Annotated in this window: 29 protein-coding genes and 1 other annotated feature; of the genes, 10 read left to right on the forward strand and 19 right to left on the reverse strand. The window is 39.3% G+C overall.

What is annotated here, in order from left to right; translation table 11 throughout:
- Positions 1–67: 67 nt before the first annotated feature.
- The 3 genes from IGI38_RS08810 to IGI38_RS08820 are packed head-to-tail and all read right to left on the reverse strand — an operon-like array spanning position 68 to position 3,975.
- Entirely contained in the window at positions 68–2,020 is a 1,953-nt protein-coding gene (locus IGI38_RS08810; RefSeq protein WP_438728916.1) for a glucose PTS transporter subunit IIA, read from the reverse strand.
- 12 nt (positions 2,021–2,032) lie between these two features.
- The gene (gene murQ / locus IGI38_RS08815; RefSeq protein WP_438728918.1) at positions 2,033–2,923 is read right to left on the reverse strand and encodes an N-acetylmuramic acid 6-phosphate etherase; all 891 of its coding nucleotides are present in this window, start codon (positions 2,921–2,923) and stop codon (positions 2,033–2,035) included.
- Positions 2,923–3,975, reverse strand: coding sequence for a DUF871 domain-containing protein (locus tag IGI38_RS08820; RefSeq protein WP_438728920.1), 1,053 nt, complete (start codon positions 3,973–3,975; stop codon positions 2,923–2,925). Before IGI38_RS08820 ends, murQ begins: the two co-directional genes overlap by 1 nt.
- A 219-nt stretch (positions 3,976–4,194) precedes the next feature.
- Between IGI38_RS08820 and IGI38_RS08825 the strand changes: the two genes are divergently transcribed.
- Positions 4,195–5,136: a 2-dehydropantoate 2-reductase gene (locus tag IGI38_RS08825; RefSeq protein ID WP_438728922.1), complete on the forward strand. Its 942-nt coding sequence runs from the start codon at positions 4,195–4,197 to the stop codon at positions 5,134–5,136.
- Positions 5,137–5,174: 38 nt separating this feature from the next.
- Here IGI38_RS08825 and IGI38_RS08830 read toward each other — a convergent pair whose 3' ends face one another.
- Positions 5,175–5,417: a GlsB/YeaQ/YmgE family stress response membrane protein gene (locus IGI38_RS08830; protein WP_016181535.1), complete on the reverse strand. Its 243-nt coding sequence runs from the start codon at positions 5,415–5,417 to the stop codon at positions 5,175–5,177.
- A 454-nt stretch (positions 5,418–5,871) separates the two neighbouring features.
- Between IGI38_RS08830 and IGI38_RS08835 the strand changes: the two genes are divergently transcribed.
- From IGI38_RS08835 to IGI38_RS08845, 3 genes are all read left to right on the forward strand, one after another.
- Complete coding sequence (locus IGI38_RS08835; RefSeq protein ID WP_438728925.1) at positions 5,872–7,206, forward strand: amino acid permease; 1,335 nt, start codon at positions 5,872–5,874, stop codon at positions 7,204–7,206.
- A gap of 136 nt (positions 7,207–7,342) precedes the next feature.
- Positions 7,343–7,546 (forward strand): helix-turn-helix transcriptional regulator, encoded by a 204-nt coding sequence (locus tag IGI38_RS08840; protein ID WP_438728927.1) that lies wholly within the window; start codon positions 7,343–7,345, stop codon positions 7,544–7,546.
- Positions 7,543–7,965: a DUF6442 family protein gene (locus IGI38_RS08845; RefSeq protein WP_438728929.1), complete on the forward strand. Its 423-nt coding sequence runs from the start codon at positions 7,543–7,545 to the stop codon at positions 7,963–7,965. The genes IGI38_RS08840 and IGI38_RS08845 overlap by 4 nt, the downstream gene beginning before the upstream one ends.
- A gap of 128 nt (positions 7,966–8,093) precedes the next feature.
- Here the strand turns inward: IGI38_RS08845 and IGI38_RS08850 are convergent, their stop codons facing one another.
- Together IGI38_RS08850 and IGI38_RS08855 are read right to left on the reverse strand one after the other, a co-directional pair.
- Positions 8,094–8,747, reverse strand: a complete 654-nt coding sequence (locus tag IGI38_RS08850; protein ID WP_438728931.1) for an MIP/aquaporin family protein — start codon at positions 8,745–8,747, stop codon at positions 8,094–8,096.
- 234 nt (positions 8,748–8,981) lie between these two features.
- Positions 8,982–9,383, reverse strand: a complete 402-nt coding sequence (locus IGI38_RS08855) for an organic hydroperoxide resistance protein (RefSeq protein WP_438728933.1) — start codon at positions 9,381–9,383, stop codon at positions 8,982–8,984.
- A gap of 192 nt (positions 9,384–9,575) precedes the next feature.
- Here IGI38_RS08855 and IGI38_RS08860 point away from each other — a divergent pair, with 192 nt between their 5' ends.
- Complete coding sequence (locus IGI38_RS08860; RefSeq protein ID WP_438728935.1) at positions 9,576–10,187, forward strand: hypothetical protein; 612 nt, start codon at positions 9,576–9,578, stop codon at positions 10,185–10,187.
- A 118-nt stretch (positions 10,188–10,305) separates the two neighbouring features.
- On the opposite strand, the gene rplL is transcribed toward IGI38_RS08860, so the two are convergent.
- The 4 genes from rplL to rplK form a co-directional block, all read right to left on the reverse strand.
- Positions 10,306–10,674, reverse strand: coding sequence for a 50S ribosomal protein L7/L12 (rplL, locus tag IGI38_RS08865; protein WP_010781344.1), 369 nt, complete (start codon positions 10,672–10,674; stop codon positions 10,306–10,308).
- A gap of 53 nt (positions 10,675–10,727) precedes the next feature.
- Positions 10,728–11,228 carry a 50S ribosomal protein L10 gene (gene rplJ / locus IGI38_RS08870; RefSeq protein ID WP_438728937.1) on the reverse strand — a complete coding sequence of 167 codons (501 nt, stop codon included), beginning with the start codon at positions 11,226–11,228 and terminating at the stop codon, positions 10,728–10,730.
- A gap of 43 nt (positions 11,229–11,271) precedes the next feature.
- Positions 11,272–11,398 (reverse strand) — a sequence feature (ribosomal protein L10 leader region).
- Positions 11,399–11,452: 54 nt separating this feature from the next.
- Complete coding sequence (gene rplA, locus IGI38_RS08875; RefSeq protein ID WP_438728939.1) at positions 11,453–12,142, reverse strand: 50S ribosomal protein L1; 690 nt, start codon at positions 12,140–12,142, stop codon at positions 11,453–11,455.
- Positions 12,143–12,254: 112 nt separating this feature from the next.
- Positions 12,255–12,677: a 50S ribosomal protein L11 gene (rplK, locus tag IGI38_RS08880; RefSeq protein WP_207110171.1), complete on the reverse strand. Its 423-nt coding sequence runs from the start codon at positions 12,675–12,677 to the stop codon at positions 12,255–12,257.
- 454 nt (positions 12,678–13,131) lie between these two features.
- On the opposite strand from rplK, the gene sdaAB reads away from it, so the two are divergent.
- Both sdaAB and sdaAA read left to right on the forward strand, forming a co-directional pair.
- A complete protein-coding gene (sdaAB, locus tag IGI38_RS08885; RefSeq protein ID WP_438728942.1) occupies positions 13,132–13,806 on the forward strand; it encodes an L-serine ammonia-lyase, iron-sulfur-dependent subunit beta in 675 nt (224 codons plus the stop codon).
- A gap of 59 nt (positions 13,807–13,865) precedes the next feature.
- Complete coding sequence (sdaAA, locus tag IGI38_RS08890) at positions 13,866–14,750, forward strand: L-serine ammonia-lyase, iron-sulfur-dependent, subunit alpha (protein WP_438728944.1); 885 nt, start codon at positions 13,866–13,868, stop codon at positions 14,748–14,750.
- A 40-nt stretch (positions 14,751–14,790) separates the two neighbouring features.
- Here the strand turns inward: sdaAA and IGI38_RS08895 are convergent, their stop codons facing one another.
- The 8 genes from IGI38_RS08895 to rpmG form a co-directional block, all read right to left on the reverse strand.
- The gene (locus IGI38_RS08895) at positions 14,791–15,720 is read right to left on the reverse strand and encodes a metal ABC transporter substrate-binding protein (protein WP_438728946.1); all 930 of its coding nucleotides are present in this window, start codon (positions 15,718–15,720) and stop codon (positions 14,791–14,793) included.
- Positions 15,721–15,785: 65 nt separating this feature from the next.
- Entirely contained in the window at positions 15,786–16,652 is an 867-nt protein-coding gene (locus tag IGI38_RS08900; protein WP_438728948.1) for a metal ABC transporter permease, read from the reverse strand.
- Complete coding sequence (locus IGI38_RS08905) at positions 16,642–17,391, reverse strand: metal ABC transporter ATP-binding protein (protein ID WP_438728950.1); 750 nt, start codon at positions 17,389–17,391, stop codon at positions 16,642–16,644. Before IGI38_RS08905 ends, IGI38_RS08900 begins: the two co-directional genes overlap by 11 nt.
- A gap of 132 nt (positions 17,392–17,523) precedes the next feature.
- Positions 17,524–18,642, reverse strand: a complete 1,119-nt coding sequence (locus IGI38_RS08910) for a lactate oxidase (RefSeq protein WP_438728952.1) — start codon at positions 18,640–18,642, stop codon at positions 17,524–17,526.
- A 156-nt stretch (positions 18,643–18,798) separates the two neighbouring features.
- Positions 18,799–19,662 (reverse strand): alpha/beta fold hydrolase, encoded by an 864-nt coding sequence (locus IGI38_RS08915; RefSeq protein ID WP_438728954.1) that lies wholly within the window; start codon positions 19,660–19,662, stop codon positions 18,799–18,801.
- A gap of 204 nt (positions 19,663–19,866) precedes the next feature.
- Entirely contained in the window at positions 19,867–20,409 is a 543-nt protein-coding gene (gene nusG / locus IGI38_RS08920; protein WP_438730384.1) for a transcription termination/antitermination protein NusG, read from the reverse strand.
- Positions 20,410–20,505: 96 nt separating this feature from the next.
- The gene (gene secE, locus IGI38_RS08925; protein ID WP_010746478.1) at positions 20,506–20,676 is read right to left on the reverse strand and encodes a preprotein translocase subunit SecE; all 171 of its coding nucleotides are present in this window, start codon (positions 20,674–20,676) and stop codon (positions 20,506–20,508) included.
- A gap of 24 nt (positions 20,677–20,700) precedes the next feature.
- Entirely contained in the window at positions 20,701–20,853 is a 153-nt protein-coding gene (gene rpmG / locus IGI38_RS08930) for a 50S ribosomal protein L33 (RefSeq protein ID WP_010739830.1), read from the reverse strand.
- A gap of 259 nt (positions 20,854–21,112) precedes the next feature.
- Here rpmG and cbpA point away from each other — a divergent pair, with 259 nt between their 5' ends.
- On the forward strand, positions 21,113–21,754 hold the full coding sequence (gene cbpA, locus IGI38_RS08935) for a cyclic di-AMP binding protein CbpA (RefSeq protein WP_438728957.1): 642 nt from the start codon (positions 21,113–21,115) through the stop codon (positions 21,752–21,754).
- A gap of 47 nt (positions 21,755–21,801) precedes the next feature.
- On the opposite strand, the gene IGI38_RS08940 is transcribed toward cbpA, so the two are convergent.
- A complete protein-coding gene (locus tag IGI38_RS08940) occupies positions 21,802–22,305 on the reverse strand; it encodes a QueT transporter family protein (RefSeq protein WP_438730388.1) in 504 nt (167 codons plus the stop codon).
- Between the two features lie 197 nt (positions 22,306–22,502).
- Here IGI38_RS08940 and IGI38_RS08945 point away from each other — a divergent pair, with 197 nt between their 5' ends.
- Together IGI38_RS08945 and IGI38_RS08950 are read left to right on the forward strand one after the other, a co-directional pair.
- Complete coding sequence (locus tag IGI38_RS08945) at positions 22,503–22,802, forward strand: hypothetical protein (RefSeq protein ID WP_438728959.1); 300 nt, start codon at positions 22,503–22,505, stop codon at positions 22,800–22,802.
- Between the two features lie 133 nt (positions 22,803–22,935).
- Positions 22,936–23,925: a diacylglycerol/lipid kinase family protein gene (locus tag IGI38_RS08950; RefSeq protein ID WP_438728961.1), complete on the forward strand. Its 990-nt coding sequence runs from the start codon at positions 22,936–22,938 to the stop codon at positions 23,923–23,925.
- The last annotated feature ends 27 nt before the right edge of the window (positions 23,926–23,952 follow it).

Consider the following 23,952-nt stretch of genomic DNA (forward strand, 5'->3'; position numbering starts at 1 on the left):
CTGACTTTCTTTTTGTTTCTCGAAAATAGCAAAGAGCGGGCCAAATCGGCACCGCTCCCTTTTACTTCTATTTGGTAGTCACTTTAAAGACTTCTTCTGAAGCGTTGACTGCTCCGATTTTCTCAAGTACTTGGGTTTCTACATCATTCATATTGGTAATCAACACCATCATTGACGTACCTTTGCCAGCTTCTTTGATCGCTGTCAAGTCAACATCGGCTACTTGGGTTTCAGGAGTAACATTTTGCCCTTCTGTTATTAGCACGTCAAAGGGCTTGCCGTCTAACTCCACCGTATTAATTCCCATGTGGAGTAAAACTTCTAGTCCGCTGTCAGTTGTGATACCTATCGCATGTTTCGTCGGGAAAATCGTTGAAATTTTACCGGTAACAGGTGCAAATATTGCGCCATCGATTGGTTCAACAAAATAACCTTCTCCCATCATTTTTTCAGCAAAAACAGGATCTGCTGCTGCTTCTAGGGGATGCACTGAACCGTTAGCCACCGCTGTAAAAGAACTTGTTACATGTGACGCTACTGACGTATTCACTATTTCAGTTGGTTCCGAAATCGGAGCTTCCGCTAATTCTTGTTCCGCTAATTTATCTTTTGGAATACCAAAGAAATAAGTAGCGATAAATCCACCAATATACGCTGCCAACAAACCAAGGACGTAACCCCACCAACGACCATTAGCAATCAATGGAATCAACGCTGCACCTGAAGGCCCGATTGCAATCGCTCCAACTCCACCGATTGCACCAATTACAGCGCCACCGATACCACCGCCTATGCAGGCAGTGATGAACGGGCGTCCCAGCGGCAATGTCACTCCATAAATCAACGGCTCGCCAATACCTAAAATACCAACAGGTAATGCACCTTTGATCATTTCAGTCAATTCTTTGTCCTTACGTAATTTGATCCATAGAGCAAAAGCAGCACCAACTTGCCCGGCACCAGCCATTGCCAAGATTGGTAATAATAACGTTTTTCCAGTTTCGCCAATCATTTGAATATGAATTGGCGTCAAGATTTGATGAAGCCCAAACATAACCATAGGCAAGAATAGGGCACCTAGGACAAATCCTGAAAACGCGCCACCGACTGATAGTACCCAGTTAATCCCGCCAACCATACCGTTGGAAATGAATCCTGCTAACGGCATAATCAAAAAGATCTCCAATAAACCGATCACTAATAAGGAGAGCATTGGGGTAATGATGATATCCACTGCGTCCGGAATAATTTGATGTAATTTTTTTTCAACGATTGACAATAGCCATACAGCGAAGATGACGCCAATAATCCCACCTTGCCCAGCAGCTAATGCATCACCAGTGAATAAATTTTTAATAGGTGCTTCAGGATTCATCCCTGTCAACAACACTACCGCACCGATTACACCGCCAAGAGTAGGGTTCGCCCCAAAAACTTGGGCTGCATTAACGCCTGTGAAGATAACTAGGTAACTAAACATACCGTTTTTCAAAATATTCAGGATATCGACAAATTGTTGCCATGTAGCCGCATCAATCGTGCCCGCTGTAATCAAGTTTGCCATTACTGCCGCCACACCAGCAATCAATCCTGAGCCGACAAAAGCAGGAATCATTGGTACGAAAATATTAGAAATATCTTTTAAAATGGCTTTAAACGGTGAACTTTTTTGTTTAGCCTTTTGCGCAGCCTTCATTTCGGCAGCTTTTGCATTGACTTTATCTTTGCCAGAATCATGGGGGAGTTCTTCTCCAAGACTAACCCCGGCAATATCGACCATCTCTTTAGCTACTTTGTTGACTTTTCCAGGTCCGATAATGACTTGCAATTGTTCATCATCCACTACCCCAAGTACTCCAGGGATACTTTTCAATTTTGCCTGATCGACTTTACTATCGTCACGTACACTCATTCTCACACGTGTCATGCAATGTACAACGCTTTGTACGTTCTCCATCCCGCCGGCACCTTCATAGATTTCTTTGGCAATTTGATTCAAAGTTAATTCTTCTTTCGCCATTGTTCGCCCCTCCTAAATTGTCTTTTTAACAAATCCATCAGCTTGGATCAATTTCTCTTCTGCTTCTTCTTTAGTACTATTCGTCAAAATCATTACGATCGCTAATTTAACATTTTGTTCCGCTTCTTCAAAAAAGCGATCCGCAGTTTCATAATCAGCTTCTGTCGCCTGCATGATGATGCGCTTTGAACGTTCAACAAGCTTTTCATTTGTTGCTTTAACATCTACCATTAGGTTGTTGTAAACTTTTCCGATTCCAATCATGCTGATCGTTGAGATCATGTTTAAGATCAATTTTTGGGCTGTTCCAGATTTCAATCGAGTGGAACCTGTTAAAAATTCTGGTCCGCAATCCACTTCGATTGGCCATTCAGCATGATTGCTGATTTCTGCGCCTTTGTTACAAGAAACTGTTCCAGTTGCGGCACCGATCGAACGAGCGTAATCTAATCCACCAATTACATACGGGGTACGTCCGCTTGCTGCGATTCCGATGACTATATCATTTTCGTTTAGTTTTAAATTTTTCAAATCTTGCGCGCCAAGCTCAGCATTATCTTCCGCACCCTCTACCGCTACAGTCATTGCTTGCTCGCCGCCTGCAATCAACCCTACTACCATTTCAGGTTCAACACCGAAAGTCGGCACGCATTCCGCTGCATCCAACACCCCTAAACGTCCGCTGGTTCCAGCACCCATATAAATCAATCGTCCGCCATTTTTAAAGGCTGCGGTCGTTGCTTCAACTACTTTTTCAATTTGCGGTAATTGTTCCGCGACTGCATCCGGTACTTTATGATCTTCTTTATTCATTAATTTGACAGCTTCCGCGACACTCATTTCATCTAAGCCGAAAGTTGTCTCGTTACGACGTTCGGTTGTTAAGTTTTCTAAGTTAATCATTATTTTTCCACACTCTCTAAACTAAATTTCTGCCCTGCTTTAATATGTTCAATTAATGCCCGATCCTTTTCGATCACCTGTCCAACGACGTTAACTTTTTCATCCGCTGGTAAACACTGCTTAATTACTTGAATCTCTCCCATATAACGTAAGTAATTCGCATTATCAATAGTTACAACGCCAACGTTCCGCTCTTTCGCTGGCAATGGTTCAATATCCGGGATCACTTTGAAACGCGCTTCCGCACTGCGAACAACGTCACGAGCCTCATCTTGTCGGTTCAGATGGTCGCCTAAAACATACTCAATCTGCTTGTCAAATGCTTCTACACTTAGTTTTAGCGTTTCATCCTTAATATAGAAAGCAAATTGACTCATCACATTTTTCGACAGGCCGTTGTCACCGATATAAATCTTATCGGTATCAGCTAATAGATCCAATGCTGCTGCTAAAGGATGTATTCCGCGATGCTCTTCTAAAGTTGGCAAGCCTTTGAATAACGGCCCTCGTAATTTTTCATCACCTGGAACAAATCCTTGGATCGTAAATCCAACTGATTTTAACCATTGATTTTTTTGGCGATACCATTCTTTATCTAAAGCGGTTTCAGGTCTGGGATAATAGTTATGCCAAGCCTCTAAGTGATCGAAGTTTGCTTCTGCCTTTTGTAATTCTTCGATATCTATTTCCGTAATCGTCGAAGCATTCAAAGCTATTGGCAGCTCTCGTGAGAGCTTCGCAATTTGTTGATTACTTATGTGGTAATCCATTCGCAAGCTTGTTACACCAATCTCAGTAAGTTGACTTACCCGATCAAAAGAGAATCCTGCTCGTTTTAAGGCTTCCCCGGAAATATCTACCATCAACTCTAAATGATATGCTTTTGCAATAGCTCCAAGATCAGTCAAGCGCTTACGATATTGAGCTGCGTCATCTTCTGGAATATGCAAGGAAGTAAAAATACCGGAAAATCCACTATGTGCCATTTCTTCTATATATTTTTTTGTTTCACTGGTTAAACCTTCGTTTAAGAAAATTGAAAAACCAAACATACACTTCCTCCTTCATTAATTGGCAGAGCGATCTGTATTCGAAATGAAAACCATTTCACTTTACGAGATGATTATAAACGCTCCCGTAAATAATTACAACTATATTTCATATTTACTTTATATATAATGAAATATAATTTCTTAGACAAGCCGGAAATCCGCTTTTTTCTAGCTTTTTATGTATACTGTTTAATGGAACTTGAAGGAGGAATCATCAATATGAAAATCGCAATTGCTGGAGCGGGTGCAATGGGGAGTCGCATCGGACTAATGCTTCATCAAGCAGGCAATGAAGTTGTTCTGATTGATCGCTGGCCGGACCATATTAATGCTATACGTGAAAATGGATTGATTGGAGAGTTCGAAGACCATGAAGTTGTCGCTCATCTACCTATCTATTCGCCAGAAGAAATTATTGAGGATCATGCAAATGTCGATTTAATCGTGGCATTGACCAAATCCATGCAGCTTGAAGCGATGTTTCAAGACATCCAACCAATCATTGGAGAAAAAACATATGTTTTCTGTTTGTTGAATGGTTTGGGCCACGAAGAAACATTGGCAAAATTCATTCCAAAAGAAAATATTATCTTCGGCACAACTACATGGACAGCAGGACTAGCTGGGCCAGGTCATGCAAAACTAGTTGGGACAGGCAGTATCGAAATGGAGAACTTAGATCCAAAAGGAAAACCTTTCACTCTGGACGTATTAGACGTTTTTCAAAAAGCTGGACTAAATCCAATTTATAGTAACAATGTCCGCTATTCTATTTGGAAAAAGGCCTGTATAAATGGAACACTAAACGGGTTATGTACGATTCTAGATTGTAACATCACTGATTTCGGATCCTTAAAAGTTGCCAGAAACATAATTGAAACTATTGTCGGAGAGTTCGCTTCAGTTGCCCAAGTGGAGGGAATTGAACTTGATCAACCTCAAGTGATTCAAGCTATTGAAGCCACCTATGATATCAAAACGCAAGGATTGCATTTCCCGTCGATGTATCAGGATCTTATTCGTAATCATCGAAAAACTGAGATTGATTATATCAATGGAGCCGTTTGGCAAAAAGGGCAGAAGTATCAAATCGATACACCCTACTGTGCCTTTTTGACTCAGTTGATTCATGGAAAAGAAGAACTATTACAAGCAAAATAAAAAAAGCGCCTAAGCGCTTTTTTTATTAGGAATAATTTCTACTTTCTTCCAATAAAGAATGAAACCACTGCAACAACAATGACGGCACCAATAATAGAAGGAACTAGTGCCATGCCTGCTAAGCTAGGGCCCCATGAGCCAAGTAACGCTTGACCAATCGCAGAACCAACTAAACCAGCAACAATATTTGCAATCCAGCCCATTGAACCGCCTTTTTTAGTAATTGCACCCGCAATCACACCAATCAAAGCACCAATGATTAAAGTCCATAACCAACTCATTCTTCTCTCCCTCTTTCTATATATAATAATTACATTACTATGGTACAAATAAGCCCTCATTTTTCCTATTATTCTGCTCAAATATTGCAGCTATTTATAAGTTTAACGTTCAAAAACACAATGATGTAGGCATTTGTGGTCAATGTATAGTTTGCTTCAAAAATTTCCTGAATAAAGAAATTTTTGAAATAAAAAAACGACTATTTATTAGCAAAATCAGATTTTTTCTTTTATAAATAATACGTTTTCTTTTCGGTTCTTTTTTTATCAGAAAACGGAAAAATCATCTTTTAAAAAAGCTAAACCTAAAGACTTATAGCTGTTGAATGAAAAATGGGTGAATTTTTTTTCATCACAATTGAATTGTCAGAAGATTCTGCTATTATTGATAAATCATTATCAGAATATTTCAAATCTACAAACTATTCTTTCAATTTAGAAACGAGGCAGCTTTATGGAAAATAAATTACAGAAACAAATGACCTCTCGCCACATTATGATGCTGGCGCTTGGTGGCGCAATCGGAGCAGGCTTATTCAAGGGCAGCGGGGAAGCAATCGGAATTGCCGGCCCCTCCGTCATACTTGCCTTCCTGCTTGGTGGTTTAGTACTCTTCATTGTTATGAATGGATTAGGTCGCTTAGTCTTAAGCAGCGACAATGTTCAGGGGTTGTCTGGAATTATCAAACCATTTCTCGGCGAACGTACTGCGGACTTTATTGATTGGTTATATTGGTCGCTATGGATGGTCAATATTATCGCTGAAGCCGTAGCTGCTGCCAGTTTCATGCAGTTATGGTTTCCTCATGTTCCTTCTTGGATTTTTGTTTTAATCTTGGCAGTATTAACAACTGCTATTAATTTATATTCCGTTCGTTTATTCGCAGAAACAGAATATTGGCTAGCATTTATCAAAATCGCGGTCATTATTATCTTGATTGTCTTCAGTGCATATCTTGTTGGGCGTGAAGTATTTAATATTGGCTTTATCGATACCATTTCTCGAATGAATAGTCATGGTGGTTTTACTCCTCACGGTCTTCAAGGGCTGGTAAGTTCTCTTTTGGTTGTAATCTATTCTTACGGCGGCTCTGAGCTAATCGCTATTACAGTTAGCGAAACCGAAGATCCGAAAACAGCTATTCCTAAAGCAATCAAAGGCGTTATGGGTAGAATCATTTCATTTTATATCGTGCCAATGATTTTACTTCTGATCATCTATCGTTGGGATACCTTAGCAGCCACGACTGCCAGCCCATTTGTGATGGTCTTTGAAAAGATGCACATTCCATTTGCAACTGATATCGTAAATTTTGTCATTGTATTGGCGTTGTTTTCTTCAATTAATTCAGGCGTTTACGCTTCCTCTAGAACACTATACTTTCGTGTAAAAGATAATACCGGTTTTACTTCTAAGCTTGCTGTTCTAAATAAGCATCAGGTCCCGCAGCGAGCGGTATTATTTTGTACGGGTACACTTTATCTTGGTGTTATCTTGTCTTACTTTCTAGGAGATAAATTATTCAATTATTTGGTGGGATCACTTTCATACTCTGTGCTATTGACTTGGCTATTGATTAGTCTAGCTGCCTTTGTTTTAGCTGTAAAAAAAGGAAACCTGACAGAACGATTCTTCAGTGGTTTAGTGATTCTTGTATTGGGATTGATCTTTGTAGGAATCCTTATGAATAATCCGATTGGCGTAACCCTTTTCACCGCCTTTATTTATTTCGTTATTCTCTTCAGTTATCGTAAAAAACAAACTAATACAGTCTCAGAACAACTATAGATAAACAGCCTAATCAGCGTAGTAAACTGATTAGGTTGTTTTTTTAATTAATCTCGAAAAAGGAAAGTGTGCTTTACATAATTGTTTTTTTCATTTATACTTTAGATGTAAAGCAAGCTTTCCGTAAGGAGGTCCTATGAAAAATCGTTTAGAAGAAATTCGAAAAGAAAAAGGCATAAAACAGGAAGAGTTGGCGATTGCCTTAGAAGTATCACGACAGACAATCGGATCTTTGGAAAATGATCGTTATAACCCATCTATTTTATTAGCATTTAGAATTGCCAAGTATTTCAATATGACAATTGAAGATATTTTTATCTATGAGGAGGAGGAACAATGAAAAAGAACTTGCTTATTGCCCTATCTGGCATAGTATTGATACTCATTGGTTTTTATTTAATAAAAGCAATTGCTGATCCACAAATGATCATGAAAACATTGCCTTACCTTTGTATCGGTCTAGGATGTGGATTGTTTGGTTATGGTCTAGGCGAATATATAAGTAAAAAAGCGATTGAAAGCGATCCTAAATTAGCCAAACAAATCGAGATCGATACAAAGGATGAACGAAACATTATGATTGGAAATATGGCTAAAGCTAAAGGTTTTGATATGATGTTATATGTGTATTCTGCACTTCTATTAACATTTGCACTAATGGGCATTTCCTACACTGTTATCATCCCCATGGTGATTGCTTATCTTTTTGTCGTAGGTTATTCCATTTACCATCGTACGAAAATCGAAAAATCATTCTGATACTTTCTTCATATAGCAAAAGAGCAGAACCTCTCGTTTCTGCTCTTTTATTCTTTCTCGTGTCTTTCTCCCGTTATAAAAATACAGAGCAAAAAAGACGATCATAGCGATCGTCTTAGTTTAAAAAATTATTTTTCTTCACTACCCATAAATTTACCAACAAACGCTGCAATGATTGCGCCTAATGTTGGAGCTAATAGGTAAACCCAGTAATGTGATAAAGCACTGCCGCCAGCAAAAATCGCTGGTCCTAAGCTGCGGGCCGCATTTAATGAGCCTCCTGTTAAGTTCAATGCTACGATAATCAAGAATGCTAATGTAATACCAATCGCCAACGGAGCCATTTGGGCGTTGCCATACTTTTCACTGATTACCATCAAAATGACGAATACGAATAGAAATGTGATCAATGTTTCCACACCAAATGCTTGCGCTGCACTGATGTTAGGAAAATCATTTTGACCAAAACCATCGCTAGGTAATTTTAACGCATGAACATATACATATAAAATTGCTGAAGCTACAATTGAACCTAACGCTTGGGCGATAATATAAAATATTCCATCCTTCACTTCTAACCGTTTATTGATCATCATCGCAATCGATACACCTGGATTAAAGTTTCCTCCAGAAATCCCTCCTACCGCATAAGCCATGATCGTGATCGCTAACCCAAACGCTAAACCAATTGTTAACGTACCACCTTTAGCAACAACTACTGTACCAGTTCCCAAAAAAACGAGCATAAAGGTACCTAGAAATTCCGCTAAATATTTTTTCATTTTCCCTGCACATCCTTTATAAAATAATTAAGACCTAATACTATTTAATTCTTCACTTTTTGTAAAGCAATACGCAACAGCTCTTATTTCATTCTCCTTTTTGCTAATTAGCGGAAATAATTTATCAGATATAGAGTGTTATCCTAAGAAGATTTTCCGATTTACATTTCATTGCAGTCTGTAATGAAAATGAATGAAAGAAAAAACCTCTCAAAATACTGAGAGGTTCACAAACTAGACCAATTCAACTTCTACATCAATGTTTCCGCGAGTTGCTTTTGAATACGGACAAAATTCATGTGCTTCTTCAACGATTTTTCGTGCTTCTTCTTTTTCCACACCTGGTAATGAAGTCTCTAAGATCACTCCGATTTGATACCCGCCATCATCAAGCTGATATAGAGAAACACGTGCTTTGACTTCCGCATCAGATTCAATATTGTGTTCTTTCAGCATGTGGTGAACTGCGCCATTAAAACATGAGGCATACCCTGCAGCAAATAATTGTTCTGGATTTGTTCCTTCTGAATGAATTGAAGGTGGCTCGATTTTCATTTTCATACTTCCGTTCGGCGCTTGCACATCTCCAGTACGTCCACCGTGGTTGATCATAGCTGTTTCATACATTTTCTTCAAATTAAATCAGTCCTTTTCTTCTTCTTGATTAATAGTCTACGCGTTATTAATTGAGTATACAAAGATATTGCTCACAAAAAGAAGTGCTCCGATGATTAAAATCATTTTAGCAAGCATATCTCACAAACTTTGTGCAAACGATTACAAAAAGATGTTTTTTTGCTATAATCAACTACGAAGGGGGGATTGTCTTTGAAAAAAATCTTTATGGTATGCCTAGTTGCATCCTTCTTGTTAGTTGGATGTACTCGTGATTCATCTCAAGAATCAACCACAAGTAATCCAGTCAATACAGAGAGCTCAACGCAAGTCAGCAAGGTTTCATCAAGCGTTACTCAGAAGTCATCTTCAAATTTGTCCGACAGTTCATCTACTTCTGAAACCACAGACTCAACTGTGCAGCAAACAGCTGATACTGTATCAAGTAGTGAATTTGGCGGTTACGCAACTTTCTACTTTAATGGTATGAATGTACCAGATTCAATAAATATTAATACTAACACTAATCAAATTACATTTAACGTTGATACAAGCAGTGAGGCTCGTTACAACCTTATAATGCAAAATGTGCCTGCAAAAACTATTCACATTTTTTCAGCGGATACGAATGAGGTTCGAACAGTTAAGGTAAGCACGGCTCTTTCAATTGGCGAGCAAATCTCAGGCGCGACTAACTCAAATAATCAATCTGGAGATCTTTATCTGTTCCATAATAAGCATGGAGGTTTATCTTTAGCCACCCCGAATTATGCTGGAAATGTTTTGGAGGATCAAGCAGATGTCATGCTTGAAGCTTTACAATAAAAATAATTACACACGCTTAATCCGAGCAAGAATAATCTGCTCGGATTTTTGTATGGATAAAAAAAGACAAAAAAACAGAGATCTGAAATCAGATCTCTGTAGGAATAATCAAAAGTGATTATTTTAATGTTACAGAAGCGCCAACTTCTTCTAAAGCTGCTTTTAATGCTTCAGCATCTTCTTTAGAAACGTCTTCTTTAACTGGTGCAGGAGCGCCATCAACTACAGCTTTAGCTTCTTTCAAGCCTAAGCCAGTTGCTTCACGAACTGCTTTGATAACTTTAACTTTTTGGTCGCCTACAGCTGTCAATTCAACTGTGAATTCAGTTTGTTCTTCAGCAGCAGGTCCTGCAGCAGCACCAGCAGCAGCTACAGGAGCAGCAGCAGTTACGCCAAATTCGTCTTCGATAGCTTTTACTAAGTCGTTTAGTTCTAAGATTGTCGCGCCTTTAAGTTCTTCGACAATGTTTTCAATGTTCAATGCCATTTTAAATTTCCTCCGTTTAGGTAAGTTTTTTTAGTTTATATTTTATGCAGCGATTAAGCTACTTCTTCTTCTTTTTCTGCGACTGCTTTCACAGCGTAAGCCACGTTGCGGACTGGCGCTTGAAGAACAGATAATAGCATAGAAAGAAGTCCATCGCGGTTCGGTAGTTTTGCAAGAGCAGTAATTTCTTCGATAGAAGCTACTTTTCCTTCAATGATACCGCCTTTGATTTCTAGTTTGTCAGCTTTACTAGCGAACTCGTCGATAATTTTAGCTGGAGCAACTACATCCTCATTACTAAATGCAACAGCAGTAGGTCCTGAGAATACTTCTTCTAATCCGTTCAATCCAGCTTTTTCAGCTGCACGAACTAAGATAGAATTTTTGATAACTTTCATTTCAACGTTTGCGTCGCGTAATTGTTTACGTAATTCAGTCACTTGATCTACAGTTAAACCACGGTAGTCGACGATAACAGCTGAAGCTGCAGCGTTGAATTTTTCAGTGACTTCATCAACGATAGCGGCTTTTTTAGCGATTGCTACTTCACTCATTATATGTTTCACCTCCTGATTTTGATGGAAGAGCATTCCTTGCTGAAAGCAAAAAAATACCCTATGCCACCGTAGACATAGAGGGACTATTGAAGATTCTCAATAAACGTCCTCGGTAGGAAATTAAGACTTGCGTCGCCTACTGTCTTCGGTACAGTTAATATTTAACCTCGACTAACTTACCATAGATAAGCTAGCCGAGTCAAGTATTTTTCTAAAATAAATTAGATAGCACTTTGTTCAACATGGATACCAGGTCCAAATGTTGTAGTTAGTGAAATATTCTTGATGTATTGGCCTTTAGCAGTTGCAGGTTTTGCTTTTACTAAAGTTTCGTTGATTGTGTTAAAGTTTTCAACCAATTTAGCATCGTCGAATGATACTTTACCGATTGGCACATGAACGTTACCAGCTTTATCAACACGGTAAGTTACTTTACCAGCTTTAACTTCTTCAACAGCTTTTGTAACATCCATTGTTACAGTACCAGTTTTAGGGTTAGGCATTAAACCTTTTGGTCCAAGCACACGACCTAATTTACCAACTGTAGCCATCATGTCAGGTGTCGCTACAACAACGTCAAAGTCGAACCATCCACCTTGGATTTTCGCAACCATGTCATCGTCGCCAACGAAATCAGCGCCAGCAGCTTCTGCTTCTTTTGCTTTTTCGCCTTTAGCGAATACTAAAACAGTTTGAGTTTTACCAGTTCCGTTTGGAAGCACAACTGCTCCACGGATTTGTTGGTCTGCTTTTTTAGGGTCTACGTTCAATTTGTAAGCAACTTCAACCGTTGCGTCAAATTTCGCGAAATTAATTTCTTTTGCTAGTGCTACTGCTTCCGCAACTGGGTAAGCTTTAGTAGTATCAACTTTTTTTAATGCATCTTGCATTTTTTTGCTCTTTTTAGCCATTTTGTTTCCTCCTTGATGTGGTTATAACGGTAGAACCTCCCACGTGTTCCGTATCTTTAGATAGGGAGCCAACTGAGAAGCTACTTTCTTGGGTTTATCGATAATTATCGAATTATTCGACAGTGATACCCATGCTTCGTGCAGTTCCTTCAACCATGCGCATTGCTGACTCAACGTTAGCAGCGTTTAGGTCTTGCATTTTCAATTCAGCGATTTCTTTTACTTGATCGCTAGTAACTTTTGCAACTTTGTTTTTGTTTGGTTCGCCAGAACCTTTGTCGATTTTAGCCGCTTTTTTCAATAATACTGCAGCCGGCGGTGTTTTTGTGATGAATGTAAATGAACGGTCTTCATATACAGAGATCACTACTGGAATGATCAAACCTGCTTGATCAGCTGTACGAGCATTGAATTCTTTAGTGAATCCCATGATGTTGATACCCGCTTGACCTAGTGCAGGACCTACTGGGGGAGCTGGTGTTGCTTTCCCTGCAGGAATTTGCAGTTTAACTAATTTTTCTACTTTCTTTGCCACGAGACATACCTCCTTGAGTCCGTGATGTGGTTAATTGGAGATCAAAATTTCTCCTCCCACTTAAAACAGCGTGTACAAGACACACTTTGTTATCATAGCAGAATTTTTTATTGAATGCAAGAGTGGTTTCTTACTGTTGCACTTTTTTTATGTTCGGCTTAGTGAACTAGCTTTTTTAGCAATAATCAGACACTTGCTCAAAATTTAGCCTTACTACTGAGACACATAGTGATTTTTCTATAGCGCTGATATGTCTCAGTATCAACTTAGTGCTCAAAAGCTGGACACAATCATAAAACTTTTTCAACAATAATAAAACGCTTCACAATCTCTTTAACTACTATGAGAATAACAAAATAAATTATTAATCTTCCTATTTTCAGAAAGCGTATATGTTACACTATGGTCGACTTGATGAGGATTTTCATCGGATAAATTTAGGAGGGTTAAAATAATGGAAGTATTAAAATATCGAAGTGTTTTTGACATTATCGGTCCAGTGATGGTGGGCCCAAGCAGCTCGCATACTGCTGGTGCTGCAAGAATCGGAAAAGTTTGCCGTATGATTTTCGGGGAACGTCCCGATTCAGTCGAATTCGATTTATATGAATCATTTGCTAAAACATATCGCGGACATGGAACAGATATTGCTTTGGTCGGCGGTATTTTAGGGATGGATCCAGATGATCCCCGTTTATCCGATTCATTGAAAATAGCTCATGAACAAGGAATGGAAGTTCTTTTTGTACCGAAAAAAGAAATTGCTGATCATCCTAACACTGTGACCTTACGCATGATCAAAGGTGACTTGGAGATGTCAATCACCGGTGTCTCAATCGGCGGAGGAAATATTCAAATCACGGAAATGAATGGATACAGCATTTCTCTTGGCATGGGCAACCCTACGTATATCATCATCAATAAGGATGTGCCCGGTTTACTTTCACGAGTATCTACAATCTTCATGAAACACGGACTAAACATCGGAAAAGTAACTATGACTCGTAAAACTAGAGGAGAAAACGGGATCGTTCTTTTAGAGATCGATGACACCCCAGATGATCCAGAAGGATTGAGACAAGAAATTAAAGGCGAAGACGATGTCTTAAGTGTGACTTATTTTAAATAATTGATTTAGGTATGAAGTGAATAGTCATTTCAATTTATTGTGAACAAGGAGGAATTGTCATGTTTTATTCGATCCAAGAGCTTGTAGAACAAGCAAAGGATTATCCAACGGTCGGCGAATTAATGATCGCAACTGAGATGGAATTAACAGATCGTACGCGTGAAGAAATCCTTGCGTTGATGGAACGCAATTTAGAAGTAATGGAAAGTTCAATCGAAGAAGGCATTCAAGGTGTGACTTCTGTAACAAAAATTACTGGCGGAGATGCCAAACGCATGAATGACTATATCGAAAGCGGTAAATTCATGAGTGGTGAAACGATTCTGAAAGCTGTCCGTAACGGAATCGCTGTTAATGAAGTTAACGCAAAAATGGGATTAGTATGTGCTACTCCTACTGCTGGTAGTGCCGGCGTACTGCCAGGTGTTTTAATGGCCGCACGGGAAAAGTTGAGTCTAACTCACGAGGAGCAAATAGATTTCTTGTTTACTGCTGGTGCTTTCGGACTTGTCATGGCCAATAACGCATCGATTTCTGGTGCTGAAGGCGGCTGCCAAGCTGAAGTTGGTTCTGCCAGCGCGATGTCAGCAGCAGCTTTAGTCTCAGCGAACGGCGGCACTCCTGAAATGGCCGCGAATGCTTTAGCAATCACTTTAAAAAATGTCATGGGACTGATTTGCGATCCTGTAGCTGGGTTAGTTGAAGTACCTTGTGTAAAACGTAACGCGATGGGGGCTTCCCAAGCATTTATCTCAGCAGACATGGCACTAGCTGGGATTCGCAGTGTCATCCCACCAGATGAAGTCGTAGAAGCTATGTACAAGGTTGGTCGCGCAATGCCGCAAATCTTCAAGGAAACTGCTGAAGGCGGTGTCGCTACTACTCCAACTGGTTTACGTTTACAAAAACAAGTGTTTGGCGAGCCAGAAAAAGCTACAATTTAGTCAAATGAAAAGCAGCTGATCGTTTGATCAGCTGCTTTTATCATTCCATCAATCCTTCGTGAATCTTATCAAGATTCCACTTCATCATTTTGTAGTAACTATCTCCCGGATCACCCTTCTTTGCTAGCGAGTCTGTATACAAATCACTATAGATCGGCAGATCAACTTCTTTTGCTAGTCGTTCCATGCTGCGTTTATCGACACTTGTTTCAACAAACAGCGATGGGACTTTTGAGGCACGTACCTTTTCAACGATTTGTTTCATTTGCTCTGGTGTTCCTTGACTTTCCGTATTGATTTCCCAAATATAGGCCGCTGTTAAATCATAAGCCTTGGAAAAATATTTAAATGCACCTTCACTAGTAACTAATAATTTTTTCTCAGCTGGAATATCAGCAAATTCTTCTTTGGCCGAAGCATCCAATACTTCAAGTTTTTTGATATACGCTTCCGCATTTTTCTGGTAGCTATCCTTATTACTCGGATTTTTTTCACTCAAAACAGATTGGATTTGTTTAACATATAAAACACCGTTAGAAATATCCAGCCAAGCATGGGGATCTTCTTGTTTGCTATTGCCAGTCAAATGAATCGGCTCAACTTCTTTGCTCACTGCAAAATAGTCTTCATTTTCCTTTTTCTTGGCCGTTTCCATCAGTTTATCAAACCAGCCATTCCCTGTTTCCAAATTTAAGCCATTATAGAAAACGATATCCGCTTCACTAGCCTTCTTAATATCCTCTGGTAATGGTTCATATTCGTGAGGATCAGTGCCTACGGGAACGATACTGTGAACACTTACCTCATCTTTCCCGACTTCTTTGACCATATCTGCAATGATTGAATTTGTCGCGACCACTTCTAACTTCTTTGAATCTTTTGTATCAGTGGTTTCATTATTTTTCGTCCCACACCCAGCGAGTAATAATAATCCAATGATCCCTGCAAAAATTATCTTTTTATGCTTCATGTGTTTACTCCTTTTCTCTAAGAATGATTTTTAATGATTCATGTCCTACTACATTGGCCTAACCTTTAGTTAATACTTGAAGCAGCTGAACGGGCATCTTTTCGTAACTGCTGGATCAGACCCTTACTTGGAGAAAACAGAAATGCTGCAATGAAAAATACAGCTGCCGTCAGTACGATCGTCGCTCCAGAAGGTAGATTATAACTGTAACTAAAATATAACCCGATGATGGCACTCAATACACCAAACAATGTTGACAGTCCTACCATTACGGAAAGTTTATTGGTCAGTTGATAAGCTGTAGCCGCTGGTGTAATTAACATCGCTATCACAAGAATCGTCCCAACCGTTTGCAGTGAAGTCACCGCTACTAATGTCAGCAGAAACATTAACCCATAATTGATCACACCGATGTTCCAGCCGTAAGATTGCGCCATTGTTGGTGCAAAGGATGTTAATTTTAATTGCTTGTAAAAAAGCAAGACGGCTAATAATACAATGACCATCACGATCGCTGTTAGATACATGTCTGAGTCTCGAACCGCCAAAACATTTCCAAATAAGATGTGATAAAGATCCGTCGCACTTCGAGCAAAGGAAATCAAAATAATCCCTAACGCGAAGAAAGAACTAAAAACGATCCCGATTGCCGTGTCATTTTTTAATCGGCTGTGTTTACCAACAAATCCAATTAATGCCGCAGAAAAAATTCCAAAAAATGTTGCGCCAATAATATAGCTACTGCCTAACATATAAGAGATCGCAACCCCCGGTAAGACCGCGTGAGAAATCGCATCGCCCATCAATGACATTCCCCGTAAGATGATAAAGGAACCAATCACGCCCGCAGATATTCCGACCATGATCGAAGTGAGCAAAGCATTTTGTAAAAATTGATAATCAACTAATCCTTGAAAAAAATCATGTAGCAAAGTCAGCACCTCCCACTCTCAACATCTGAGTAATTTCACTGCCATAAGTTTTTTCCATATTTTTCGTCGTATACGTTTGAGCAACTGGACCTGAAGCAATTAAATCCTTATTCAGTAAAATTACTTCGTCAAAGTAATCCGTTACCTTATGGAGATCATGATGAACAATGACAATCGACTTCCCTTCGTCTCGTAATTGTTTCAACAGCTCAATGATAATTTTTTCGCTGGTCGCATCGATACCGGCGAAGGGCTCATCTAATAAGATCCATTCGGCCTGTTGCGCCAATGCTCTTGCAATAAATACCCGTTGGAGCTGTCCACCAGACAATTCGCTGATTTGACGATCTGAAAATTCAGCTAGGCCCACCTTTTCCAAACACTCAGCTGCGAATCGTTTTTCTTTTTTCCCAGGTCGTTGAAACATTTTCAAATGCGGATATGTTCCAAACAGTACAACACCAAAAACATCTATCGGAAAACTCAAATCAATATCTTGTCGTTGTTCGACATAAGCGATTTTTTGTCTTTGTCTATTAAGCGGCTGGTCCCCATAAAAAATTTTCCCTGATTGTGTTTTTATTAGTTGCAGGATTCCTTTCATTAAGGTGGATTTCCCAGCACCATTAGGGCCAACGATACCAGTTAATTTTCCAGCGGATAGTTCTAAATTCACATGCTGCAAAGCGATTTTCCCACGATAAGCAACGGATAGACTTTCTACGCGAATCGTTTTCACAGATACCCCTCTTTTCTATTTTAGGCTAACCTAATTTATTAGTTAATAATAAACTAAAACAGAAATGTGTGCAAGAAAAACAAAAAAACTTCCCAAGAAAAGTATTCTTCTTGGGAAGTTTTTATTCACGAGTTATTTTGCATTATTCAATTTTGTGTTCTTAACTTCATCAATAGTTCTTGTTCCGGCAAGCTGCATCGTGATAGAAAGTTCTCTGTTCAAATGATCAAAGACAGACTTTACACCTTCGGCACCGCCAAGATTCAAACCATAGATTACTGGACGCCCGATTGCAACTAAATCAGCACCGCTAGCTAAAGCCTTGAAGACATGCTCACCACGGCGAATGCCACTGTCGAAAACGATGGGAACACGTTTATTTACAACGCCCGCAATTAATGGCAAAACATCAAACGAGGCTGGACCGCCATCTAATTGACGACCGCCGTGATTCGAGACCCAAATGCCATCAGCACCTGCTGCAATCGCAACTTCAGCATCTTCTGGCGATTGAATTCCTTTAACAAAAACTGGCAGATTCGTTAAATCTTTGATTTTTTTGATATCTTCAGGAACTAATCCTTGTTTGGCTGCTGCATAAATTTCAGCAATTCCTTTTCCTTCACCATCACCGCTGTCGCTTTTAGCACTGTAAGCTGCTAAGTTTGGCATTGGCAATGGAAATTGGAAATGGTTAACAATGTCTTCTTCACGATAACCGCCTAGAGTTGAGTCTGCTGTTAAGATAATTGCTCTTGCTCCAGCTTGAACGGCTTTGTCTAAAATAAATTCATTGAAGCCATCATCTTTACTCATATATAATTGGAAAAATTGGGGAGCTTCAGGTGCAGCAGCAGCCGCATCTTCGATTGTTGTATTCGCATAAGTACTGATTGAAAAGATTGAACCAGCCTCAGCGACACCTTTTGCCGTATCCGCTTCACCTTTTTCATGCGCTAAGCCTTGGGCAGCTGATGGTGCTTGAATAATCGGTGTAGCAAGGTCCATATCCCAAAGTTTCGTTGTTAAATCAGCATGATCAACACCTCGCAGCACGCGAGGCATGATTGTTTTATTATTAAACGAAGAAGTGTTTTCCTTCATTGTCCATTCATCTTCTGATCCGCCGCGAATATATCCGAACGCTCCTTTATCCATACGCTTATCCATACGCTCTTTCACGCGCTCTTCGAGTGATGCGATATTTATGATTTCAATTGGATGTTCTTCGTTACTTGCTTGATAAGTCATGATAAATCCTTCTTTCTTTTGAATACATGACCCATCTTAATACTCTTACAAAAAGTAAGCAAGAAATCTGTCTCCTCATTCAAACAGAATGCATTCATTTAAAAAAGATTTGCTGCCCCTACTGGAGAGACTTTTAGTACCTCATTGGAGCATCACTTATTTCCATAGGAAGTCAGCAACAGCTTCGTCTACCTCTAAATTCTCATGTAATTGGCTGTGCTGCGCATTTTGGCCAGTAAAAATTTGATACTCAACTGGATTACCATGCGCTTCCAATAAAGAATATGTCGCCAATGCACTGTTAAGCGGAACCGTACCATCTGATGCGGTATTTTCATCTAATTTTCCTGCTATTAATAAAATGGGCAAGGTATTCGGTACATTAGAGAGCCCATTTTCATAATCTGTATATCTGCTGGATTGTGCATCTGGACCATTTTTCAATACATCATCAATTGATTCTGCTGACTCGGTGAAATCATTGAAGGGCGCACCAATCGAAATAAATTTTTTTATTACCGGCGCATCGCTGGGTTGACCATAGGTTGTCAAATATCGTAACGAACTGACTCCACCCATCGAATGACCCACTAAATTGACTTGCGTTATCCCCTGTTTCTTCAAATACTGTAAGACAGAATAAATCCATTCTGTTTGGTTCCATTCATTGTCCTTATTAGCTGCAAACAACACCTGAATGCTAGGATTATCTTTTTTCTTACTTAGTTGCCCATCCACATTCAAGGTTCCATCTGCTTGAACAGTAATCAGCATTTCTTTTTTCGTTTTGCCTTCCCCGCTTAATCGCTGGATCATACCGCCAAAAGAATTCATCGTACCACCATACCCATGAATAAAAATCGTAGGAATTGCACTTTTTTTCTCATCATTTTTTTCTTTAGACGCCGTTTCCGTTGGTGCCGTTTCGGTTTTTCCCACTTCCTTTGTTTCGCCAGAACCACATCCAGCGAGTACGAGAATAACTCCGATAGCGAGTATGCTTAAAACTATTTTTTTCATGCTTCAACCCCATTTCTATTTTCCATTAAACAGCTCTATTCATCATTTATTTTTTCTACTTCCTACTATAGGCATAAAGAACCGTTAACTCAACAAAAAAACTTTTGCAACCCGTTCATATTGAGACATTTACTATTCAAAAACAGTCATCACATGCTAAATACAAAAAAAGCCAAGACAGCTTGTCTTGACTTAGTCGATTACTTAAATTTTATCGATTTGGTCGAAGTCCAATTCAGTACTTGTTTCACGACCAAACATATCGATGTTTGCTTTGATTTTATCGCGCTCTTCATCAATCTCAGTAATGACACCTTCCAAACCTGCGAAAGCACCCTCGATGATTTTCACTGTTTCGCCAACTTCCACTTCTAAATCATGCTGACGCGTGTTCATACCTAATGAACGTAAAATATGATTGATTTCCTCTGGCATCAATGGCGCTGGCTTACTTCCGGCACCGTGTGAACCAACGAAACCTGTTACACCTGGTGTATTTCGAACAACATACCAAGAATCATCAGTCATGACCATTTCAACTAATACATATCCGGGGAAGGTTTTGTGGACAATTTCTTTTTCCTTGCCACCCTTAACTTCTGTCTCGGTTTCTTCAGGGACAACTACACGAAAAATATAGTCTTCCATCCGCATGCTTTGTGCACGTGATTCTATGTTTGCCTTTACTTTGTTCTCATAGCCGGAATAAGTATGTAGCACATACCATTGTTTTTCAAAAGATTCCATTTTTGCCATCGGCTCCTCGTTCTAAAATAAAAAAACCTCAGCAGTACCAAGGTTTTTTCTCTCAAACAGTATAACATGCTTTTTTTGAATTGGCTACTAGCGAATGATCAAATTAATCAGTGCTTGAATCGCTGTATCCATGATGAAAAACATCAAAGCAAAAATGATCGCTGTTTCAATTACAACTAGCGAATCATGACGTAATTGTTTTTTTGAAGGCCAAGAAACAAGTTTCATTTCTTCTCTGACACTACGTAAAAAGTTCAATGGATTATCCCCCTAATTTGTAAGTTATTTTGTTTCTTTATGTATCGTGTACTGATTACAATGTTTGCAAAACTTATTGATCTCTAAACGCTCACCGCGTTTGCCTTCACTCACTGATTTTGTGTAGTTTCTTGAACCACAGACAGTGCAGGCTAGAGCCGCTTTTTTTGTAGCCATAGCGATCTACTCCTAATTCTTTTTAATGTATTCATTTTTCATGTCGTATACCATCGCGTAAAACAGCGAATGAGTAAACCCGAAAAGTCACAGATTAACATTATCATCTATCCTTTTTTATGTCAATCTTTCCTTAGAGCTGTAATTCTTTCTTTAGTTGTTGTTTGCCAATTTGAATTGTTTCTAAAATGAATTTCTTTATCTAAGAGAATATGATAATATGATGAAAGAACGAATAGCTTTATTGGAGGGTTATTGGATGTTATTAAAAAGTCTCGTTTATCCCAAAGAGAATTTGACCACGATCAATGAATCGACGACATTGCAAGAAGCACTGGACATTTTAGAAGGTACGGGTTTCCGTTGTGTCCCGATTCTTGATGAAAGCGATCAAATTTTCCGAGGCAATATCTACAAAATGCACATTTACCGGCACAAAGCGAATGGTGGCGACATGGATTTACCTGTCACTCATTTACTTAAAAACGCAACAAAATTTATCTCGCTAGACACGTCATTTTTTAAAATCTTTTTTACGATTAAAGAATTGCCATACATTACTGTTTTAGATGAAGACCACCATTTTTATGGCATCTTGACTCACAGTACTTTATTAAATATGTTATCACAGTCTTGGAATATCCAAACCGGCAGCTATGTAATAACTGTCGTTTCTACTGGCAAACGTGGCGATTTAGCCGCGATGTCGAAAATCATTTCTAAGTTTACGACCATTGCAAGCTGCATCACCTTAGATGTCGGTCAAGAATTCAAAGGTCGCCGGACTTTATTCACTTTGCCTGCAGGTGTCGATGAGAACAAAATGAACCAAATCATCGATTATCTGGAACGGAAGCATTTTGAGATTCAAGAAGTTGAATCTTTAACGATGCAAGATTAATCATTCGAATAGAAATGGCGATCCTATTAAATTAGGATCGCCATTTTTTATATTTGTTTTGCAAAATTTAATCGTTGATTCAAATAATACATGATTGGTGCTGAAATTGTCATAATGATTGCTTCACTCAAAGCCGTCCAGCCGTATGTCGGCCAGAAGGGCAGTTGCGCTGTCAAATTCAGCATCCATGCGATCATAAACATGCTTGCGCTAAAGAATACGACATTCAACGCTAAACGAACTTTCGTATTTTTAATAATATTTTGCAAGACCGCTGTTAAGGTTAAGGCTAACAATGTTTGACCGCCGCCGAAAACAACATCTAGCCAACCCATGCCAAAGATCGCGTTATATACTACGACTCCGCCAAAGATTCCCCATAAATATTTACGGTTAAACACGACCAAGTGATTCAGACTTTCAGAGATACGAAACTGGATCGCTCCTGATGCTACCGGTGATACTAAAATCGTCAGAGCCAAATATAGCGCCATGATGATTCCGTTGGTCACCACAACATTGACTCGCTTTCTTTCTACCATATTCATAATTATCCTTCTTTCTCCAAGTTTTTTTTAAGCGGGATGGTTGATGAACCGCTGTAAACCTTTTACAGCATACTTTTTTTAAGATTGTAAGTCAACTCTTGCTTTTTTCGATAGTGTTGCAAAATTGAATTATTCGATCGAGTGATGCTACAATCTTAGTGTAAGCTATTCTTTTTTTGAATGAAAGAAGGGGGTTAACCATGATAGGGATCAACGACGAGTTAGAGAAATTGTATATAAAAGCGCAACAAGATGGGCAGGCTGTCATCAAAGATCGATGGACATCTGGAAATTATGGCTGTTGCAGCACTCGTGCACCGTTAGTGGAAAAATATAAAATTGAGAACAGAGACCATGAACACTCCTTTTATATTTGGGGAACATTGGCTGTAACCACGGATTCCCTTTCTAACATCGTTAACATAAACCGCGATTATGAGGCCTCAAATTACGATAAAAAAATCATTACCTGGTTCATCCAAAGATCGGAAACAGAATGAACGATTTACTAAATGCACTCTCTCCTCTTGTTGTGGAGAGAGTTTTCTTTGCCCAGAACAAGAAAAAATGATTCAATTTTCTACAGTTCCTTTCGTTACTCTGTTATAATCAATTTTTGAAAGGATCGAGGACATGAATTTTCATTATCATATTTTAATCAATCCCGCAGCCGGCAGCGGCAACGCGGCGAAGACAGCTGAAAAAATCATCCAGTTACTTGATGACGGTGATTATACATACACACCCTATTACACTGAAGAACCTGGGGATGAAAGAGAAATCGTAGGTCGTTTGGTCGATTTACTCAGCCCATGGTCGGAAAATTGCGAAAAAGAGCATGTTGATAATTCATTTCATCTGCTAGTTGTGATCGGCGGCGACGGTACCTTACATGAGGTTGTCAGTCAATTTTATGCCTTGGATCGTCACCTTCCTGTCAGCTATATTCCTGCTGGTTCGGGAAATGATTTCGCACGCGGTATCGGTTTGTCACGCGAACCGGAGAAAGCCTTTGAACAAATTACCTCTGCGTTAAAACCACAACCGATTAATGTTTTTCATTATGAGGAAAAAATCCGCGAGGAACAGGGAGTTATCCTGAACAATGTCGGCATTGGGTTAGATGCCTTGATCGTTGCCACAACGAACGCTTCTACTTCAAAAAAGGTGCTAAATAAATATCACTTAGGGTCGGCATCCTATGCACTTTATTTGGTGAAGGCAATCTTTACTCAAAAAACGTTTCCGATTCTCGTCGAGTTGAATGGGCAAGCTTTAAGCTTTGAACGAACTTTCCTATGTACCACTACGAATATTCCTTACTTTGGCGGCGGTGTGGCGATCGCACCGATGGCTGATCCTAAAAAAGACACGATCGATCTTGTGGTGGTAGAAAAACCAAATCTACCAGCGATCTTACGCTTTCTAATCCAGCTTCTGCGAAAAAGACATACTGAAAATAAGCACTACAAGCATTTTACTAGCAGCAAAATCCGAATCGTCTCAGTTGTTCCGCAACATGGTCAAGCCGATGGCGAGGACATGGGCGAGCGATCATTTGATATGAACTTCTCCACTGCGACACAACACATTTGGTATGCAGAAAAAAGGACTGAAAAATAAATCCATGGATTTATTTTTCAGTCCTTT

The organism is Enterococcus sp. AZ128 (genome assembly GCF_051714485.1).
Taxonomy (GTDB): Bacteria; Bacillota; Bacilli; order Lactobacillales; family Enterococcaceae; genus Enterococcus_A.

Excerpts from the sequence above, each read along its gene's own strand:
- IGI38_RS08810 (WP_438728916.1), bottom strand. The coding sequence starts at position 2,020 with ATGGCGAAAGAAGAATTAACTTTGAATCAAATTGCCAAAGAAATCTAT.
- murQ (WP_438728918.1), bottom strand. The coding sequence starts at position 2,923 with ATGATTAACTTAGAAAACTTAACAACCGAACGTCGTAACGAGACAACT.
- IGI38_RS08820 (WP_438728920.1), bottom strand. The coding sequence starts at position 3,975 with ATGTTTGGTTTTTCAATTTTCTTAAACGAAGGTTTAACCAGTGAAACA.
- IGI38_RS08825 (WP_438728922.1), top strand. The coding sequence starts at position 4,195 with ATGAAAATCGCAATTGCTGGAGCGGGTGCAATGGGGAGTCGCATCGGA.
- IGI38_RS08830 (WP_016181535.1), bottom strand. The coding sequence starts at position 5,417 with ATGAGTTGGTTATGGACTTTAATCATTGGTGCTTTGATTGGTGTGATT.
- IGI38_RS08835 (WP_438728925.1), top strand. The coding sequence starts at position 5,872 with ATGGAAAATAAATTACAGAAACAAATGACCTCTCGCCACATTATGATG.
- IGI38_RS08840 (WP_438728927.1), top strand. The coding sequence starts at position 7,343 with ATGAAAAATCGTTTAGAAGAAATTCGAAAAGAAAAAGGCATAAAACAG.
- IGI38_RS08845 (WP_438728929.1), top strand. The coding sequence starts at position 7,543 with ATGAAAAAGAACTTGCTTATTGCCCTATCTGGCATAGTATTGATACTC.
- IGI38_RS08850 (WP_438728931.1), bottom strand. The coding sequence starts at position 8,747 with ATGAAAAAATATTTAGCGGAATTTCTAGGTACCTTTATGCTCGTTTTT.
- rplL (WP_010781344.1), bottom strand. The coding sequence starts at position 10,674 with ATGGCATTGAACATTGAAAACATTGTCGAAGAACTTAAAGGCGCGACA.
- rplJ (WP_438728937.1), bottom strand. The coding sequence starts at position 11,228 with ATGAGTGAAGTAGCAATCGCTAAAAAAGCCGCTATCGTTGATGAAGTC.
- rplA (WP_438728939.1), bottom strand. The coding sequence starts at position 12,142 with ATGGCTAAAAAGAGCAAAAAAATGCAAGATGCATTAAAAAAAGTTGAT.
- sdaAB (WP_438728942.1), top strand. The coding sequence starts at position 13,132 with ATGGAAGTATTAAAATATCGAAGTGTTTTTGACATTATCGGTCCAGTG.
- sdaAA (WP_438728944.1), top strand. The coding sequence starts at position 13,866 with ATGTTTTATTCGATCCAAGAGCTTGTAGAACAAGCAAAGGATTATCCA.
- IGI38_RS08895 (WP_438728946.1), bottom strand. The coding sequence starts at position 15,720 with ATGAAGCATAAAAAGATAATTTTTGCAGGGATCATTGGATTATTATTA.
- IGI38_RS08910 (WP_438728952.1), bottom strand. The coding sequence starts at position 18,642 with ATGACTTATCAAGCAAGTAACGAAGAACATCCAATTGAAATCATAAAT.
- IGI38_RS08915 (WP_438728954.1), bottom strand. The coding sequence starts at position 19,662 with ATGAAAAAAATAGTTTTAAGCATACTCGCTATCGGAGTTATTCTCGTA.
- nusG (WP_438730384.1), bottom strand. The coding sequence starts at position 20,409 with ATGGAATCTTTTGAAAAACAATGGTATGTGCTACATACTTATTCCGGC.
- rpmG (WP_010739830.1), bottom strand. The coding sequence starts at position 20,853 with ATGGCTACAAAAAAAGCGGCTCTAGCCTGCACTGTCTGTGGTTCAAGA.
- cbpA (WP_438728957.1), top strand. The coding sequence starts at position 21,113 with ATGTTATTAAAAAGTCTCGTTTATCCCAAAGAGAATTTGACCACGATC.
- IGI38_RS08945 (WP_438728959.1), top strand. The coding sequence starts at position 22,503 with ATGATAGGGATCAACGACGAGTTAGAGAAATTGTATATAAAAGCGCAA.
- IGI38_RS08950 (WP_438728961.1), top strand. The coding sequence starts at position 22,936 with ATGAATTTTCATTATCATATTTTAATCAATCCCGCAGCCGGCAGCGGC.